At 76.3% G+C, this 19,985-nt stretch carries 1 protein-coding gene; it reads left to right on the top strand.

What is annotated here, in order from left to right:
* Window positions 1–9: 9 nt before the first annotated feature.
* Window positions 10–19,935, top strand: a complete 19,926-nt coding sequence (locus ACFY32_RS21740) for a non-ribosomal peptide synthase/polyketide synthase (protein ID WP_390675004.1) — start codon at window positions 10–12, stop codon at window positions 19,933–19,935.
* Window positions 19,936–19,985 lie beyond the last annotated feature (50 nt).

Here is a 19,985-nt window from a genome sequence, read left to right as displayed (position 1 = left end):
CGGACGACCATGACGTCTTCGAAGCGAAACCGTGCCGAGGCCCTCCCGCAGGACCTCCAGGAAGCACTCCGTCGCCGGCTGGCCGGACGGGCCGCCGCGGGCGCCCCCGGCGCCGCCCGGCAGGCCGTCCCGCGCGCCGACCGCACCCGCCCGCTGCCGCTGTCCTTCGCCCAGCAGCGCCTGTGGTTCCTGGACCGGCTGCGCCCCGGCGACCCGCGCTACAACAGCGCCGTCGCGCTGCGCCTGACCGGCGCCCTCGACCGCGCCGCCCTGGCCGCCGCGCTGGAGCACGTGGTGGCGCGGCACGAGGCGCTGCGCACCACGTTCGAGGAGCACGACGGCACCCCCGCGCAGACCGTGCACCCCGCCGGACCGCTCCCGCTGCCCGTGCGCGACCTCACGGGAGCGGCCGGAGCCGACCTGGAGGCGGCGCTGCTCGCCGAGTACGAGCGGCCCTTCGACCTGGCGGCCGGGCCGCTGCTGCGCGCCCTGCTCCTGCGGGAGTCCCCCGACGCGCACGTCCTGCTGCTGACGGCCCACCACATCGTCACCGACGGCTGGTCCATGGGCGTCGTGCTCGATGAGCTGTGCACCGCCTACGACGCCCTCGTCCAGGGCGCGAGCCCCGCGCCGGCGCCGGTGGCCACGCAGTACCCGGACTTCGCCGTCTGGCAGCGCGAGCAGCTCTCCGGGGCCCGGCTGGAACGCCACCTGGCGTACTGGAAGGAGCACCTGTCCGGGGCGGTCGCCCCCGAACTGCCGCTGGACCGGCCCCGCCGGGGCGAGGAGTCCGGCGCGGGCGCGGTGCACACCTTCACCGTCCCCGCCGCCACCACCGTCCGCCTGAGGCAGCTCGCGGCCGACCGGCACACCACCCTGTTCACCGCCCTGGTCGCCGCCTGCCAGGCCCTGCTGGCCCGCTGGTCCGGACAGGACGACATCACCGTCGGCTCGCTCACCCCCGGGCGCGGCCGCACCGACCTGGAGCGGGCCGTCGGGTTCTTCGTCAACACCGTCGCGCTGCGCACCCGCGTCGGGACCGGCGACTCCTTCCGGGACCTGCTCACCGCCGCCGCGGACACCGTCAACGACGCCTTCGCCCACGGCGACACGCCGTTCGAGCGGCTGGTGGAGGCCGTCGGCGCGCCCCGCGAGGCCGGCCGCAACCCCCTGTTCGACGTGATGGTCCTGCTGCACCCGGCGCCGCCCACCGCACCCGACCCGCACGGCCTGGCCGCCTCCCCGGTAGCCGTGCCCCGGCGGGCCGCCACCTTCGACCTGAGCGTCGAGTTCGTGCCCGACGGCGACGGGCTCACCGGCCTGCTGGAGTACCGCACCGACCTGTTCGACGCGGCCACCGCCGCACGCATGGCGGACCAGCTCCTGCGCACCCTGGACGGCGCCGCCGCCGACCCCGACCGGCCGCTCGGCGCCCTGCCCCTGCTCTCGCCCGAGCAGCAGCGGCAGGTGACACACGACTGGAACGCCACCGCGCTCGCGGTCCCCGAGGAGACCCTGCCCGAGCTGTTCGCCCGGCAGGCGGCCCGCACCCCGGACGCCACCGCCCTCGTCGCCGGGGACGTACGCCTCGACTACGCGACGCTCGACGCGCACGCCGACCGCGTCGCCCGTCACCTCGTGGCGCGCGGCGCGGGCCCCGAACGCCTGGTCGCCCTCCGGCTGCCGCGCACCGCCGACATGATCGTGGCGATCCTCGCCGTCTGGAAGGCCGGCGCCGGCTACCTGCCCCTGGACCCGGCGCTGCCCGAGGACCGGGTGCGGTTCCTGCTCGACGACGCGCGCCCCGCGCTGGTCCTCGACGAGGCCGCGCTGCGGGAGGCCGGCGACGCCGGAGCCGGCGTCGAAGACGGCCCGTCGGCGCCACCGCACCCCGACACCACCGCGTACGTCATCTACACCTCCGGTTCCACCGGCCGCCCCAAGGGCGTCGCCGTGGCGCACCGGTCCCTGGCGAACCTGCTCGCGGGCCACCGCGAGGGCTTCGTCGCCGAGGCGGGCGGCGGGCCCCTGCGGGTGGCCCTCACGGCGTCGTTCTCCTTCGACACCTCGCTGGAGGGCGTGCTGCTGATGGCCGACGGCCACCCGCTGCACCTGGTCGACGAGGCGACCCGGCTGGACGCCGCCGCCCTGGTCGAGTACGTCGTCGAGCACCGCATCGACTTCCTCGACCTCACCCCCACCTACCTGAGCCAGCTCCTGCCCGCCGGGCTGCTCACCGATCCGCGCCACCACCCGCGCGTCCTGATGCTCGGCGGCGAGGCCGTCGGACCCGCCCTGTGGCGGGAGCTGGCGGCACGGCGGGACGTGGCCGCGTACAACTTCTACGGGCCCACCGAGTGCACCGTCGACGCGCTGGCCTGCCGAATAGCCGGCGACGGCCGGCCGACCGTGGGCCGGCCGCTGCCCAACGTGCGCGCCTACGTCCTCGACGACCGCCTGCGGCCCGTCCCGCCCGGCGTCGGCGGCGAGCTGTACCTGGCCGGGGTGCAACTGGCCCGCGGCTACAGCGGGCGGCCCGGACTGACGGCCGCCCGGTTCCTGCCCGACCCGTTCGGCCCGCCCGGCACCCGCATGTACCGCACCGGCGACCTGGCCCGCTGGAGCGCCGACGGACGCCTGGACTACCTGGGGCGCGCCGACGACCAGGTGAAGGTGCGCGGCCACCGCATCGAGCCCGGCGAGGTCGAGGCGGCCCTGACCGACCTGCCCGAGGTCGCCGCCGCCGCGGTCGTCGCCGTCACCGACCCGCACGGCCACGTCCGGCTCGCCGCCTACCTCGTCCCCGCCGACCCGGGCGCCCGGCCCGCCGCGGGCGAGGTGCGGACGGCCCTGCGGCAGGTGCTGCCCGACCACATGGTGCCGTCCTCCTTCACCGTGCTCGACGCCCTGCCGATGACCGTCAGCGGCAAGGTCGACCGGCGTGCCCTGCCCGCGCCCGACCCCGAAGGCGCCGAACGGGAACGGGAGTTCGTCGCCCCGCGCACCCCCGAGGAGGAGACCCTCGCCCGCATCTGGGCCGAGGTGCTGGGCGCGCGCCGGGTCGGCGTGACGGACAACTTCTTCGAGCTGGGCGGCGACTCCATCCTCAGCATCCAGGCCGTCTCCCGGGCCCGCGCGGCCGGGCTGCACCTGACCTCGCGGGACGTCTTCCGCCACCAGACCGTCGCCGACCTCGCCGCCGCCGCGTCCGTGCGCACCGCGCGGGAGCCCGCGCCCCGGCCGCCCGCCGCGGAGGGCCCGGCGCCGCTGACCCCCGTACAGGAGTGGTTCCTCGCCACCCACGGCCCGCTGCGGCACTTCACCATGTCGATGCTGCTGGACCTGCCGTACGACCTCGACGCCCCGGCACTGGAGCGCGCCCTGGAGGCGCTCGCCGCCCACCACCCGGCGCTGCGCACCCGGTTCGCCCGCTCGGGCGACACCTGGCGGCAGCACCCCGGCGAGGGCCCGGCCACCGGGCTGCTCACCCGCCACGACCTCTCCGGCGCCGCCGACCCGGCGGCGGAGCGCGAACGGGCCGCCGAGGCCGCCCGCGCCGCACTCGACCCCGAGACCGGCGCCCTGCTGCGCGCCGCCCTGTTCACCCGCTCCGGCGAGCGGCCCCGGCTCTTCGTCACCGCTCACCACCTGGCCGTGGACAGCGTCTCCTGGCGAATACTGCTCGCCGACCTCGCCGCGGCGTACCGGCAGGCGGCCGGGGGAGCGGCGGTCCGACTGGAGCCCGTCGCCACGCCGTTCACCGACTGGGCCGCGCACCTCGCGCGCCGGGTCCGCGACGGCGCCCTCGACGCCGACCTGCCGCACTGGACGGCCGAGGCCGCCGAGCCCCGCACCCCGCTGCCCGTGGACCGCCCCGGCACCCCGCCGGCCGGCTCGGTCCGCACCCTCGGCACCCGCGTGGACCGCGCCACCACCGAGGCGCTGCTGCGCCGGGTGCCCGCCGTCTACCGCACCCAGGTCAACGACGTGCTGCTCGGCGCGCTGAGCCGGGTCCTCGCCGACTGGACCGGCGCCGAGCGGGTGACCGTCCTGCTGGAGGGCCACGGCCGCGAGGACGACACGCTGGACCTGTCCCGCACGGTGGGCTGGTTCACCGCCCAGTACCCCGTCACCCTCGCGCCCGCCGGGCCGTCCGGCGCGCCCGACTGGGGCGCCACCCTCAAGGCGGTGAAGGAGAAGCTGCGGTCCGTGCCCCGGCACGGCCTGACGTACGAGGCCCTGGCCCGCCTCGGCTCGCCCGACCCGGCCGCCCGCGCCCTGCGGGACGTACCGCTGCCGCAGATCAGCTTCAACTACCACGGCCAGTGGGAGGCCGCCGACGGCGGCGACTTCGCCCCGGCCGGCGAGACGCCCGGCCGCGACATCGCCCCGGACACACCGCTGGACCACCTGCTGGACGTCTCCGCCGTGGTCACCGACGGCGAACTCCACCTCACCTGGCACTACAGCGACCAGGTGCACGACGAGGCCACCGTCCGCGCCCTCGCCGACGGCATGACCGGCGCGCTCGCCGCGATCACCGAGCACTGCGCCCAGCCCGGCGCGGGCGGCCGCACCCCCTCCGACTTCCCGCTGGCCCGCCTCGGCCAGGACCGCCTGGACCGCCTCGTCGGCGACGGCCGCGACGTGGAGGACGTGCTGCCGCTCACCCCGCTCCAGGAGGGCATGCTCTTCCACCGGCTGGTCGGCGGCCCCGACGACGTCTACGTCGACCAGGCCGGTCTGCTCCTCGACGGCGTCGCCGACCCGCACGCCTTCGCCGTCGCCTGGCAGCGCGTCACCGACCGCACGCCCGCCCTGCGCACCCGCGTCGTCTGGGAGGACGTGCCGGTGCCCCTCCAGGTCGTGTGCCGCGACGTACGGGTGCCGGTCACCCACCTCGACTGGCGGGAGCTGGACGAGGTGGAACGCGCCGAGCGCCTGACCCGGCTGCGCGCCGACGACCTGGCCCGGGGCATCGACCTCGCCGCGGCGCCGCTGATGCGGCTCACCCTGGTCCGGCTGCCCGACGCCCGCCTGCACCTGCTGTGGACGTCGCACCACCTCATCCTGGACGGCTGGAGCCTCGCCCAGGTGCTGACCGAGGTGTGCGAGGAGTACGCCGCGCTCACCGCGGGGACCGAGGCCCGGCCGCCGCTGCGGCGCCCCTTCGGCGACTACGTGCGCTGGCTCGCCGACCAGGACCCCGACGCCGCCCGCGCCCACTGGCAGGGCGTCCTCGCCGGGTTCGCCGAACCCACCCCGCTGCCCGCCGACCGCCCCCTGCGCGAGGCCCACCGGGCCCGCTCCGCCGCCGTGCACACGGCCGGCCTGGACGCGCAGGCGTCGGCCCGCCTCGCGCGCACCGCCCGCGAGGCCGGACTCACCCTCAACACGGTCGTCCAGGGCGCCTGGGCGCTGCTGCTGTCCCGCTACGCCGCCCAGGACGATGTGCTGTTCGGCACCACCGTCTCCGGGCGCCCCGACGACCTGCCCGGCGTCGAGTCGATGGTCGGCATGTTCATCAACACCGTGCCCGCCCGCGTCCGCGTCGACCCCGCCCGCCCCGCCGGGGACTGGCTGCGCGGGCTCCAGGACGCGCAGGCCGAGTCGAGACGGTTCGCCGCCGCCTCGCTCGCCGAGCTGACCCAGCTCAGCGACGTGCCGTCCGGCAGCCCGCTCTTCCACAGCATGGTCGCCTTCGAGAACTACCCCTTCGACGAGGCCCGCACGGCCGGGTCCGGGGTCCGCCTGGCCGACGTGTCCTCCCGCGACGCCACCAACTACCCCCTCGTCCTGCGCGCCTACCACGGCGAACGCCTCGGCTTCGACCTCGCCTACGACCCGGACCTCTTCGACGCGGCCACCGTGCACGCCCTCGCCGACCGGCTCCGCCTGCTCCTGACCGGGCTCGCCGACGGCACCGACCGGCCGCTGCGCGCCCTGGCCTGGACGACGGCCGGGGAACGACACCGCATCCTCACCGACTGGAACGGGACCGCGTCCGGCCGTCCCGCCGAGACGCTGGTGGACCTGTTCGAGGCGCAGGCCGCCCGCACTCCGGGTGCCGTCGCCGTCACCTGCGGGACCGAGCACCTGGACTACGCGGGCCTCGACGCCCGCGCCGGCCGCCTCGCCCACCGGCTCGCCGGACTCGGTGCCGGACCCGAGCGGTTCGTCGCCCTCGCGCTGCCCCGCTCCACCGACCAGGTCGTCGCGGTCCTGGCGGTGCTGAAGACCGGCGCGGCCTACCTGCCGATCGACCCGAACTCGCCCGCCGAACGCATCGCCCACCTCCTCGCCGACGCCACCCCCGTCACCCTGGTCACCACCACCGGCACCGCGGCCCGCGTCGACGGCACCGGTGTGCCCGTCGTCCTCCTCGACGCCCCGGACGAGCAGGCCGGCCTGGCCCGGCGCCCGGCGACCGGACCCGAACCGGCCCGCCGCCCCCTGCCGGAGAGCCCCGCCTACGCCATCTACACCTCCGGTTCCACCGGCCGCCCCAAGGGCGTGGTGATCCCGCACGCCAACGTGGTGCGCCTGTTCACCCGCACCCGCCCGTGGTTCGGCTTCGGCCCCGACGACGTGTGGACGCTGTTCCACTCCTACGCGTTCGACTTCTCCGTGTGGGAGCTGTGGGGCCCGCTGCTGCACGGCGGCCGGCTCGTCGTCGTGCCCGACGGGACCGCCCGCTCCCCGGAGGACTTCCTGCGGCTGCTGGCCGACGAAGGGGTCACGGTCCTCAACCAGACGCCGTCCGCGTTCTACCCGCTCGTGCGCGCCGACGCCGAACTCCCCGACACCGGTGACCGCCTCGCCCTGCGCACGGTGATCTTCGGCGGCGAGGCCCTCGACGTCGGCCGGCTCACCGACTGGTGGGCCCGCCACCCGGCCGACACCCCGCGCCTGGTCAACATGTACGGCATCACCGAGACCACCGTCCACGTCACCCACGCCCCGCTCGACCCCGCCACCGCCGCGCACGGCCCCGCCAGCCCCATCGGCGTCGCGATACCCGACCTCCGGGTGTACGTGCTCGACGCGGACCTGGCACCCCTGCCGCCGGGCGCGACCGGCGAGCTGTACGTGGCGGGGGAGGGCCTGGCCCGCGGCTACCTGGGCCGCCCCGGCCTGACCGCGACCCGGTTCCTCGCCGACCCGTTCGGCCCGGCCGGCAGCCGCATGTACCGCACCGGCGACCGGGCCAAGTGGCGGCCCGACGGCACCCTGGAGTACCTGGGCCGCGCGGACGCCCAGGTGAAGATCCGCGGCTACCGCATCGAGCCCGGCGAGATCGAGGCCGCCCTGCACGCCCACCCCGGTGTCGCCGAGGCCGCCGTCGGCGTGTTCGAGGACACCTCCGGCACCCGCCGCCTGGTGGCGCACGTCGTCGGCACCGGCGGCGCGACACCCCCGGCGGCCGAACTCCGCGCCCACCTGGAGCGGCTGCTGCCCGCCCACATGGTGCCCGCCGCCTACGTCCCGATGGACGCCCTCCCGCTCACCGTCAACGGCAAGCTCGACCGCCGCGCCCTGCCCGCCCCGACGGCGGACGGATACGCCGCCGACACCGCCCGGACCGCACCGCGCACCCCCGCCGAACGGGCCGTCGCCGCCGCCTGGTCGGACGTCCTCGGCGTCGAGGAGGTGTTCGCCGGGGACGACTTCTTCGCACTCGGCGGCGACTCCATCCTCGCCGTCCGCGTCACCGCGCGGCTGCGCGCCGCGTTCGGCCCCGAGGTGTCCCCGCGCGTGCTGTTCACCCACAGCACCGTGTCCGCGCTCGCCACCGAACTGGGCGAACCGGTGGGCGAGGTCCCCGCCGCGCCCGCCGACGCGATCCCGGCGACCGCCCCGGGGGCCCCGGCGCCGCTGTCGTACGCCCAGCAACGCCTGTGGTTCCTCGACCGGTTCGAGCCCGGCAGCACCGAGTACACGACGCTGTCCGTGCTGCGCCTGCGCGGCCCACTGGACGAGCCGGCCCTGCGCACCGCCCTGGACGGCCTCGTCGCCCGCCACGAGGCCCTGCGCACCACCTTCGCCGAACACGACGGACAGCCCCGGCAGATCGTGCACCCGCCGCACCCGGCCGCCCTGACCGCGGACGACCTCACCGCCGCCCCCGATCCGCGGGCCGCGCTGGAGGAGCTGCTGGAACGCGAGGCCGCCACGCCCTTCGACCTGGCGGCCGGACCGCTGCTGCGCGCCCGCCTGGCCCGTACCGCACCCGACGAACACGTCCTGGCCCTCGCCGTCCACCACATCGTCACCGACGGCTGGTCGCTCGGCGTCCTCGGCCGGGACCTCGGTGAACTGTACGGGGCCGCCCGTGAAGGCCGGCGGCCCGAACTCCCCGGCCTGCCCGTGCGGTACGCCGACCACGCCGCCTGGCAGCGCGCCCGCACCGACCAGGTCGAGCGGCAACTCGCCCACTGGCGCGAGCAGCTCGCCGGCGTACCGCCGCTGGAGCTGCCGACCGACCGGCCGCGTCCCGCCGTCCGCACCCGCGACGGCGCGCTCGTGACCTTCACCCTGCCCGCCGAGCTGACCGACCGGCTGCGCGAGCGGGGCCGGGAGGCCGACGCCACCCTCTACATGACCCTGCTCGCCGGCTGCACGGTCCTGCTGTCCCGCTGGGCCGACCAGGACGACTTCGCCGTCGGAACCGTCACCGCGGGCCGCGAGCGCCCCGAACTGCACGACGTCGTCGGCATGTTCGTCAACACCCTGGTGCTGCGCAACGAGGTCCGGCCCGGCACGTCGTTCCGCGCGCTGCTCGCCCGGGTGCGCGGCACCGTCCTGGACGCCTTCGCCCACCAGGACGTGCCCTTCGAACGGCTGGTGGACGCCCTCCAGCCCGAACGGGACACCAGCCGCACCCCCCTGTTCCAGGTCATGGTCGCCCTGCACAACCTGGGCGCCGAAGCACCCGCGCTGCCCGGCCTGGACGCCGAGCCGCTGCTGCCGCCGGTCCGGCACGCCACCTTCGACCTGGCCTTCGACTTCGTGGAGGGCGACGGCGGCGTCACCGGCCACCTGGAGTACGACACCGCCCTGTTCGACGAGGACACCGTCCGCGGCCTGGCCGCCCGCCTGCGCCTGCTGCTGGAAGCGGCGGTGCGGGACCCGGACCGCGACGTCAGGGCGCTGGAGCTGATGACCGCCGACGAGCGGCGGCGGGTGCTGGAGGACGGGCGGGGAGCGCGCCTCACCGTCCCGGACACCACCTTCCCCGCCCTGTTCGAGGCCCAGGCCGCCCGTACCCCGCACGCCACCGCGCTGGTCGCCCGGGACACCACCCTCGACTTCGCCGCCCTGAACGACCGCGCGAACCGCCTCGCCCACCACCTGCTGGCCCTGGGCGCCGGCCCCGAGCGGGTGGTCGCCGTCCGACTGCCGCGCACCTCCGAACTGGTGGTCGCGGTCCTCGCCGTCGCCAAGGCCGGCGCCACCCTGCTCCACCTCGATCCCGACCTGCCCGCCCAACGCGCCGCCGGGCTTCTGGAGGACGCCGCCCCGCGCCTGGTGCTCACGACCGACACGCTGCGCGCCACCCCGTGGGACCGGCTGCCCGCCCACGACCCCACCGACCGCGACCGCCCGGCCCCGCTGCTCCCGCAGCACGCCGCCTACATGATCTACACCTCCGGCTCCACCGGCCGCCCCAAGGGCGTCGTCGTGGAACACCGCCACCTGGTGAACCTCTGCCACGACCACCGCGACGGGCTCGTCGCCCCGCACACCGCGGACGGGCGGCGGCTGCGCGCCGCGCTCAGCGCCTCGTTCTCCTTCGACACCTCCTGGGAGGGCCCGCTGCTGCTCGCCCTCGGCCAGGAGGTGCACCTCATCGACGAGGACGTGCGCCTGGACCCCGAGGCGTTCTGCGCGCAGATCGCCGAACGGAACCTGGACCTGGTCAACGTCACCCCGTCCTTCCTGCGCGAACTCCTCGCCGCGGGCCTCCTCGCCCCCGGCCGCCACCACCCCCGCGTCCTGCTCGTCGGCGGCGAGGCGACCGGCCCCGACACCTGGCGCGAGCTGTGCGCCGCCGCCGACCTCGGCGTCACCGCCTACAACATGTACGGCCCCACCGAGTGCACCGTCGACGCCACCTACGGCCGCGTCACCGACCGCCCCGACCGGCCGGTCGTCGGACGGCCCGGCGCCAACCTGCGCGCCTACGTCCTCGACGGCTCCCTGCGCCCGGTACCGCCCGGCACGCCCGGCGAGCTGTACCTCGCCGGCGCCCAGGTGGCCCGCGGCTACCTGGGCCGCCCCGGCCTGACCGCCGCCAGGTTCCTCGCCGACCCGTTCGGCGCGCCGGGGGAGCGGATGTACCGCACCGGCGACCGGGCCCGCCGCGACGCACAGGGGCTGCTGGAGTTCCTGGGCCGCGCCGACGAACAGATCAAGATCCGCGGCTTCCGCGTCGAACCCGGCGAGATCGAGGCCGCGCTGCTCGCCCACCCGGACGTCGCCGACGCCGTGGTCACGGCACGCGACCACGCGGGCCGCCTGATGCTCGTGGCCTACCTGGTGCCCGCCGGGGACACCGCACCGGCCGCCGACGCGCTGCGTCTCGCGCTGCGCCGCACCCTGCCCGACCACATGGTGCCCGCGGCGTTCGTGCCGCTGACCCGGCTCCCGCGCACCACCAGCGGCAAGACCGACCGACGCGCCCTGCCCGCCCCGCCCGCCCAGCCCGACACCACCACCGGCTACGTGGCACCCCGCCCCGGCACCGAACAGGCGCTGGCCGCGATCTGGGCCGACGTGCTGCGCGTCGAACGGGTGGGCGCACGCGACAACTTCTTCGCCCTCGGCGGCGACTCGATCCTCAGCATCCAGATCGTCTCCCGGGCCCGCCGGGCCGGTCTCGCGCTGACCACCAAGGACGTCTTCCGCCACCAGACCGTCGCCGAACTCGCCCTGCGCGTCACCGAGTCGACGCCGGTCGCCGCCGGCACGACCGCCCCCGCCGAGGCACCGCTCACGCCCATCCAGCGCTGGTACCTCGACGGCCGCGCCCCCGGCGACCCGCTGCGCTTCACCATGTCGCAGCGCCTCGAACTCGCCCCCGGCACCGACCTGCCGGCCCTGCGCACCGCCGCGGACGCCGTCGTACGCCACCACCCGGCGCTGCGCACCCGCTTCCGCCGCACCGAGGACGGCTGGCGCCAGGAGGTCCTGCCCGGCGTCCCGGACGGCACCGTCACCCGGCACGACATGACCGGCCTCGACGGCCCCGCCCTGGAGGCCGGGGCGGCCCGTCTCGCGGACGAGGCCCGCGCCGCCCTCGACCCCGCCGAGGGCCGGGTGGCGCGCGTTCTCCTCCTCGACCGCGGCCCGCACGCGCCCGCCCAACTGCTGTTCATCGTGCACCACTTGGTCGTGGACGGGGTCTCCTGGCGCATCCTGCTGGGCGACCTGGAGACCGCGCACCGGCAGACCGCCGCCGGACACCCCGTCGAGCTGCCCCCGGCCACCACCGCCTACGGTCACTGGGCGGCCCGGCTGGAGGCCCACACCCGCTCCGGCGCCCTGGACGGCGATCTCGGCCACTGGCGGCGCACCGCCGAGGCCCCCGCCGGCCTGCCCGCGGGCCGGACCGGCCCCAACACCCACGGCACCGCCGCCACGGTCACCGTGGAACTGGAGCCGGAGACCACCGAGGCCCTGCTGCGGCAGGTACCCGAGGTCTACCGCACGCAGGTCAACGATGTCCTGCTCAGCGCCCTCGGCCGCACCCTGGCCCGCTGGTGCGGACGTGACAGTGTGCTGGTCGGCGTGGAGGGCCACGGCCGCGAGGACCTCTTCGACGACCTGGACCTGTCCCGGACGGTCGGCTGGTTCACCGCCGAGTTCCCGCTCGCGCTGACCGCCGCCCCCGACGCCGACTGGCACGACACCCTGCGCTCGGTCAAGGAGCAGTTGCGCGCGGTGCCCCTGCACGGCCTGAGCCACGGCGCGCTGCGCCACCTGCTGCCCGACAGCCCGCTGGCCGGCGCCCCGGCACCCCGGGTCGGCTTCAACTACCACGGCCGGTGGGACGCCGACGCGGGCGGCGACGGCCTGTACGCCGCCGCCCTGCCCCCGGCCGGCTCCGACACCGACCCCGACGCCCCCCGCCCCTACCTGCTGGACATCACCGGCGTGGTGCAGGACGGCCGGCTCGAACTCGGCTGGACCTACCCGCCGGCCGTCTACGACGAGTCCACCGTCCGCACGCTGGCCGAGGAGATGTGCGCGGCGCTGCGCGAGATCGCGGCCCACTGCGCCTCTCCGGAGGCGGGTGGCCGCACCCCGTCCGACTTCCCGCTGGCCGGGCTCGGCCAGCCGGAGCTGGACCGCCTGGTGGGCGACGGCCGGCACGTGGCCGACGTGCTGCCGCTGACCCCGTTGCAGGCCGGCATGCTCTTCCACGGCCTGGTGGACATGGCGGGCGCCTACTCGGACCGGGTGGCCGTCCGCCTGTCCGGGGTGAGCGACCCGCGGCGCTTCGCCACCGCCTGGCAGCAGGTCGCCGACCGCACCGAGGCCCTGCGCACCAGCGTCCACTGGCAGGGCCTGCCGCACCCCGTGCAGGTCGTGCACCGGCACGTGGAACTGCCCGTCACCCACCTGGACTGGCGACGGCTCACGCCCGAGGAGCGCGCGGCGGCCACCGAGGACCTGCTGGCCGCCGACCGCGCCGCGGGCATGGACCTGACCACCGCACCCCTCACCCGCGTCACCCTGGCCGCGCTGCCCGGGGACGAGGTCCTGCTGCTGTGGTCCTCCCACCACCTGATCCTGGACGGCTGGAGCACCGGCCAGCTCCTCACCGAGGTGTGCGAACGCTACGCCGCCCTCACCGGCGGCCCGGCCGCCCCCGCGCCCGCCAGGCGCCCCTTCGCCGACTTCCTGCGCTGGCTGCACGACCAGGACGAGGCCGCCGCCGAGGCCCACTGGGCCGAGACCCTCGACGGCTTCCCCGCCCGCACCCCGCTGCCCTACGACCGCACCCCGGCCGAGGAGCACCGCGCCCGCGCCGCCGCCCTCACCGGCCGCCAACTGGACGAGGACCTCTCGGCGCGACTGCGCCGGAGCGCCGCCCGCGCCGGGCTCACGGTGAACACCGTCATCGTGGGCGCCTGGGCGCTGCTGCTGGCCCGCCACAGCGGCCGCGACGACGTCGTGTTCGGCACCACCGTCTCCGGACGCCCGGCCGAACTGCCCGGCGTGGAGTCGATGATCGGCATGTTCATCAACACCGTCCCCACCCGCGTCCGGGTCACGGGCGGGGGAGCGGCGTCCTGGCTGCGCGCGGTGCAGGAGCACCAGAGCGACACCCGGCGCTTCGACCACCTCGCCCTGCCCCGCATCCAGGCGCTGAGCGAGATCCCGGCGGGCGAGGCGCTGTTCGACAGCATGGTGGTGTTCGAGAACTACCCCGTCGACGAGTCCGCCACCGCCCGCACGGGCGTCCAGGTCGAGGAGGTGCGCGCCGAGGACGCGCCGACCTTCCCGCTGTGCCTGCGCGCCCACCTCGGCGACCGCCTCGGCCTCGACCTCGCCTACGACGCCGGCCTGTTCGACGCGGACACCGCCGACCGCCTCGCCGACCGCCTCACGGTCGTCCTGCGCGCCCTCGCCGACGCCCTGGAGACCGACGCCGACGCGACCGGCCTGGACGCGCTGACCGAGGACGACCGCGCCCTGCTGGAGCGGTGGAACACCACCGCCCGCCGGACCGAACCGCGCAGCCCCGTCGACCTCTTCGCCGAGATGGTCCGGCGCACCCCCGGGGCGACCGCGCTGCGCGACGGCGACACGGAACTGACGTACCGCCAACTCGACGACTGGTCCGACGCGGTGGCCTCCCGGCTCGTGGCCGGCGGACTGCGCGCCGAGGACCGGGTGGCCCTGCTGATGGACCGCTGCGCCGCCCTCGTCGTCGCCCAGCTCGCCGTCCTCAAGGCGGGCGGCGCCTACGTGCCCGTGGACACCCGCGCCCCCGAGGACCGGCGCGGCACGCTGATCGAACGCGCGGGCGCCACGGTCCGGTTGTCCGCCGAGGACGTCACCGCCGCCCGCGTCCCCGTGCCGGACGCGCCCGTCGCCGTACCGGCGGACCCCGACCGGCTCGCCTACGTCATGTTCACCTCCGGGTCGACGGGCGAGCCGAAGGCGGTCGCCGTACGCCACCGTGACGTGGCCGCCCTCGCCACCGACGGCCGCTTCACCGCGGGCGTGAGCGACCGGGTGCTGCTGCACTCCCCGGTGGCCTTCGACGCCGCCACCTTCGAGGTGTGGGCGCCGCTGCTCACCGGCGGCTGCGTCGTCGTGGCCCCCTCGCGGCCGCTGGACGCCGCGGTGCTGCGGCGGTTGGTCCGCGACACCGGCCTGAGCACGCTGTGGCTGACCGCCGGCCTGTTCCGGCTGCTGGCACAGGACGCGCCGGACTGCTTCACCGGTCTGCGCCAGGTGTGGACCGGCGGCGACGTCGTGCCCGCCGCGGCCGTACGCCGCGTCCTGGCCGCCTGCCCGGACCTGACCGTCGTGGACGGCTACGGCCCCACCGAGACGACGACGTTCGCCACGTCGTTCCCGCTCACCGACGCGGCCACCGTCCCCGACACCGTGCCCATCGGCCACCCGCTCGACGAGATGCGCGTGCACGTCCTCGACGGCCGGCTGCGGCCCGTGCCCCCCGGCTGCCCGGGAGAGCTGTACCTGGCGGGCGAGGGCGTGGCCCGCGGCTACCTGGGCCGCCCCGGCGACACCGCGGCCCGCTTCCTGGCCGACCCGGCCGGCCCGCCCGGCGGTCGCATGTACCGCACCGGCGACCTGGCCCGCCGCCGCCCCGACGGCACCGTGGAGTTCCTGGGCCGCGCCGACGACCAGGTGAAGATCCGCGGCTTCCGCGTCGAACCCGGCGAGGTCGAGGCGGTCCTCGCCACGCACCCCGGCGTCACCGACGTGACCGTGCTCGCCCGCGAGGACCGCCCCGGCAGCCGCCGCCTCGTGGCCTACGTGGTCGGCACCGATGACGTCACGTCGCTGCGGGAGTCCGCCCGGCGCTCCCTGCCGGACTACCTCGTGCCGTCGGCGTTCGTCGTCCTGCCCGCGCTGCCGCTCAGCCGCAACGGCAAGGTCGACCGGGCGGCCCTGCCCGCGCCGGAACCCGCGAGCGGCGCGGCGCAGGACGCGCCGGCCGAGCCGCGCACCGACGCCGAGCGCCGCACGCTGGAGATCTTCGCCGACGTCCTGTCCGTGCCGCGCCCCGGGGTGCGGGACGACTTCTTCCGGCTCGGCGGCGACTCCATCCTCAGCATCCGCCTCGCCGTCCGTCTCGCCGAGGCGTTCGGCACCGAGCTGTCCCCACGCGCGGTGTTCACCCACCCGAGCCCCGAGGCCCTCGCCGCCCTGCTCACCGAGGAACGCCCCGCCGGCACCACGCCCGCGCCGATCGTCCCCGTCGCCCGCGACACGCCCGCCCCGATGTCGCACGCCCAGCAACGCCTCTGGTTCCTGGAGGAGTTCGCGCCGGGCAGCGGCGAGTACGTCACCGCGCTGGCCCTGCGGCTGTGCGGCCGGCTCGACATGCCCGCCCTCACCGCGGCCCTGCACGCCCTGGTCGAGCGGCACGAGACGCTGCGCACCACCTTCGACGCGGTCGACGGCCGCGGCGTGCAGATCGTCCACCCGGCCGGGGACGTGCCGCTGACCCTGCACGATCTGTCGCAGCTCGGCGGCGGTGAACGCGACGCCCGGCTCGCCGACCTGCTGGACGCCGAGCGCGCCCGCACCTTCGACCTGCGGCGCGGCCCCCTCCTGCACATGGGCCTGATCAGGCTCACGGACGACGAGCACGTCCTGACGCTGACCTTGCACCACATCGTCACCGACGGCTGGTCCACCGGCGTGCTCACCGGCGACCTCGCCCACTTCTACCGGAGCCGACTCGGCACGGAGACCGGCACGCTGCCGCCGCTGCCGGTGCAGTACGCCGACTACGCCCACTGGCAGCGCGGGCGGGGCACCGACGACCACCTCACGTACTGGAAGGAGCACCTGGCCGGCCTGGAGACACTGGACCTGCCCACCGACCGGCCCCGTCCCGCGGTGCGCACCCACCAGGGCGCCTCCGTGCGGCTCGCCCTGCCCCGCGGGACGACCCGCCGCCTCGCCCGGGTGGGCCGGGAACGGCAGGCCACCCTGTTCACCACGCTGGTCGCCGCCACCCAGGCGTACCTGGCCCGCCTGACCGGCGGCGAGGACATCACCGTCGGCACGGTCACCTCCGGCCGCGACCGCGCCGAGGTCCAGCACCTCGTCGGGTTCTTCGTCAACACCCTCGTGCTGCGCTCCCGCGTCACGCCCGGCCGCCCGTTCCCCGAGTTCCTCGACGAGGTCCGCGAGACCGTCCTGGACGCCTTCGCCCACCAGGAGGCACCGTTCGAGCAGGTCGTGGACGAGGTCCAGCCGGTGCGCGACACCAGCCGCACCCCGCTGTTCCAGGTCATGGTGGTCCTCCAGAACGCCCCGGCCGCCACCCTCGACCTGCCCGGCCTGGAGGTCACCGACGTCGACACCGAGCTGCGGCACGCCGCGTTCGACCTCACCCTGGAGTTCGCCGAGACCGACACCGGCGAACTGCACGGCGTCCTCACCTACAACACCGACCTGTTCGACACGGCCACCGCAGAACGCATGGCCGACCAGCTCGGCACCCTCCTGACCGCCGTCGCCGAGGACCCCGACCGGCCCCTGGGCGCCCTGCCCCTGGCCACCGACGAGACGCTCAAGGCCGTGCTCGACCAGGGGCACGCCACCGCCCGCCCGGTCCCGCCGGCCGCCCTGCCCGAGCTGTTCGAACGACAGGCCGCCCGCACCCCCGACGCCGTCGCCCTGGCCGACGCCGACGGCCGGGAGCTGACGTACGCACACGTCGAACGCGCCGCCAACCGGCTGGCACACCACCTCATCGCCCGGGGCGTCGGCCCCGAGCGGATCGTGGCGCTGGCCCTGCCCCGTTGCGCCGAGACGGTCGTGGCGCAGCTCGCCGTCGCCAAGGCCGGCGGCGCCTTCCTGCCCGTCGACCCCGACTACCCCGAGCGGCGCCGGGAGTTCATGCTCCGCGACGCCGGCGCCTGGCTCGTCCTGGACGACCCCGCCGCCGTACGGGACGCCGACGGCCCGGACACCGCGCCCACGGACGCCGACCGCACCTCCCCGCTGACCGTCGACCACCCGGCGTACGTGATCTACACGTCCGGCTCCACCGGTACCCCGAAGGGCGTCACGGTGACGCACCGCGGCCTCGCCGCCTTCGCCGCGTCAGCCGCCGACCGCTACGACGCCGGCCCCGGCGACCGGGTCCTGCAGTTCGCCTCACCCAGCTTCGACGCCTCGGTGCTGGAGCTGTGCGTGTCGCTGCTCAGCGGCGCCACCCTGCTCACCGGGGACGAGGGTCCCCTGGTCGGCGAGCGCCTCGCCGAGGTCCTCGCCGGGCGGCGCGTCAGCCACACCCTGATCCCGCCCGCCGCCCTGGCGACGGTCGACCCGGGAACCGCCGACGCGCTGCCACACCTGCGCACCCTCATCGTCGGCGCCGAGGCGTGCCCGGCCCACCTCGTCGAACGGTGGGCGCCCGGCCGGCGGATGATCAACTCGTACGGCCCGACCGAGGCCACCGTCGTCGCCACCTGGACGGGCCCGCTCACCCCGGGCGCGGGCGCCCCGCCCATCGGGCGCCCGGCCGGCGCCACCCGCGTCCACGTCCTCGACGCCGCCCTGCGCCCCGTCCCGCCCGGCGTCACCGGCGACCTCTACGTCTCCGGACCCGGACTGGCCCGCGGCTACCTCGACCGGCCCGGCCTGACCGCGTCCCGCTTCGTCGCCGACCCGTTCGGCGCCCCCGGGCACCGCATGTACCGCACCGGCGACCGCGCCCGCTGGGACGCGAGCGGTGACCTGCGCTTCGCCGGACGCGCCGACGCCCAGCTCAAACTGCGCGGTTTCCGCATCGAACCCGGAGAGATAGAGAGCGCGCTGCGCGGCAGCCCCCTGGTGCGCGACGCGGTGGTCACCGTACGCGCCGGCGGCAGCGACCCGGACGGCCGCTCCGGCGCACGGCTGGTCGCCCACGTCGTCCCCGCCGACGGCGCCTCCGACACCCTGCCCGTACCCGAACTGCGCGACCACCTCGCCGGACTGCTTCCGGCGCACATGATCCCCTCGGTGTTCGTGCCGCTGGCCCAGGTGCCGCTCACCCCGAACGGCAAGACCGACCGCGACGCGCTCCCCGAACCCGGGCCCGCGCACACCGCCACCGGACCGCACACGCCGCCGCGCACCGACACCGAGCGCCGCATCGCCCGCATCTGGGGCGACGTCCTCGGCGTCACCGACATCGGGGCGCACGGCAACTTCTTCCACCTCGGCGGCGACTCCGTCCTCAGCATGCAGGTCGTCTCCCGGCTGCGACGCGACGGACTGCACGTGACCACCCGCGACCTGTTCACCCACCAGACCGTCGCCGAGCTGGCCGGCGTCGTCACCACCGCACCCCGGCACACCGGGCAGGAGGCGGTGAGCGGGGACGTGCCGCTCACCCCGATCCAGGAGTGGTTCCTGACCAGCCCGCGCGCCAGCCACGCCCACTTCAACCAGTCCCTGCTGGTGGAACTCGCCCCCGGCGTGGACGCCACCGCCCTGGAAACCGCCCTCGGCGCCCTGCTCGACCACCACGACGCCCTGCGCATGCGCTTCACCGCCGGCCAGGACGGCTGGCGCCAGTACAACCCGCCGGCGGCCGACACCGACCGCGACGGGGTCCTGACCCGCCATGACCTCGGCGGACTGACCGCCACCGACGCCGACACGGCGATGGAGAAGGCCGCCGACGACCTGCACACCGGCTTCGACCTCGCACGCGGCCCGCTGCTGCGGGCGGCCCTGTTCACCGGCGCCGCCGACCGGCCCGACTTCCTCCTCCTGGTCGGCCACCACCTGGTCGTGGACGCCGTCTCCTGGCGCATCCTGTGCGACGACCTGGAGGCCGCCTACCGGCAGGCGGTCCAGGACGAACCCGTGGCGCTGGGCGAACGCACCACCTCCTTCCGCGACTGGGCCCGCGGCCTGGCCGCACACGTCGCCTCCGGCGCCCTCGACCACGAACTGCCCTACTGGGAACGCGCGGTGGACACCGAGCCCCTGCCGTCCGAAACGCCGGACGGCCCCGGCACGGACGCCGTCGAGACGCTCACCGTCGAACTGGACGAGGCGGACACCGAGGCACTGCTGCGCGCCGCGCCGACCGCCTACCGCACCCGCGTCAACGACGTCCTCCTGGCCGCCCTCGCCCTCGCGCTGTCCCGCTGGACCGGCCGGCAGGACGTCCGCCTGGACCTGGAGGGACACGGCCGTGAGGACATCCTCGACGACGTCGACCTGACCCGCACGGTCGGCTGGTTCACCACCGTCCACCCCGTCGCCCTCCAGGTCCCCGAACCCGCCGACCTCGGCCCCGACCGCGACTGGCGCGCCCTGGTGAAGTCCGTACGCCGCCAGCTTCGCGCCGTACCCGGCAACGGCCTCGGCTTCGGCGCGCTGCGTACCTTCGGCCCGCCCGAGGTACGCGAACGCCTGGGACGCGCCGCCCACGGACAGGTCGTCTTCAACTACCTCGGACAGTGGGACGCCCGCCCGGAGAACCCCGGGGACGGCCTGATACGCGCCGAACACGGCTCGTTCGGCCGCCACCACGACCCGCGCGACAGCGGCTCACACCCGCTGGAGATCCTCGGCGCGGTCCAGCACGGCCGGCTGTCCTTCACCTGGCACCACCGGCCCGCCCTGCACACAACTGACACCGTGCGCCAGGTCGCCGAGGACTTCGGCCGGGCCCTGCGCCACATCGCCCACCACGCCCGCCCGCGCCGGTGACGCCCTGCCCCGTGGCCCGTGCCCCGCCCCCGCACCGCACGACCGGCCCG

The sequence above is a fragment of the Streptomyces sp. NPDC000134 genome (assembly GCF_042899225.1).
GTDB lineage: Bacteria > Actinomycetota > Actinomycetes > Streptomycetales > Streptomycetaceae > Streptomyces.
This window is presented reverse-complemented; position numbering and strand designations above follow the sequence as displayed.

Excerpts from the sequence above, each read along its gene's own strand:
- ACFY32_RS21740 (WP_390675004.1), top strand. The coding sequence starts at position 10 with ATGACGTCTTCGAAGCGAAACCGTGCCGAGGCCCTCCCGCAGGACCTC.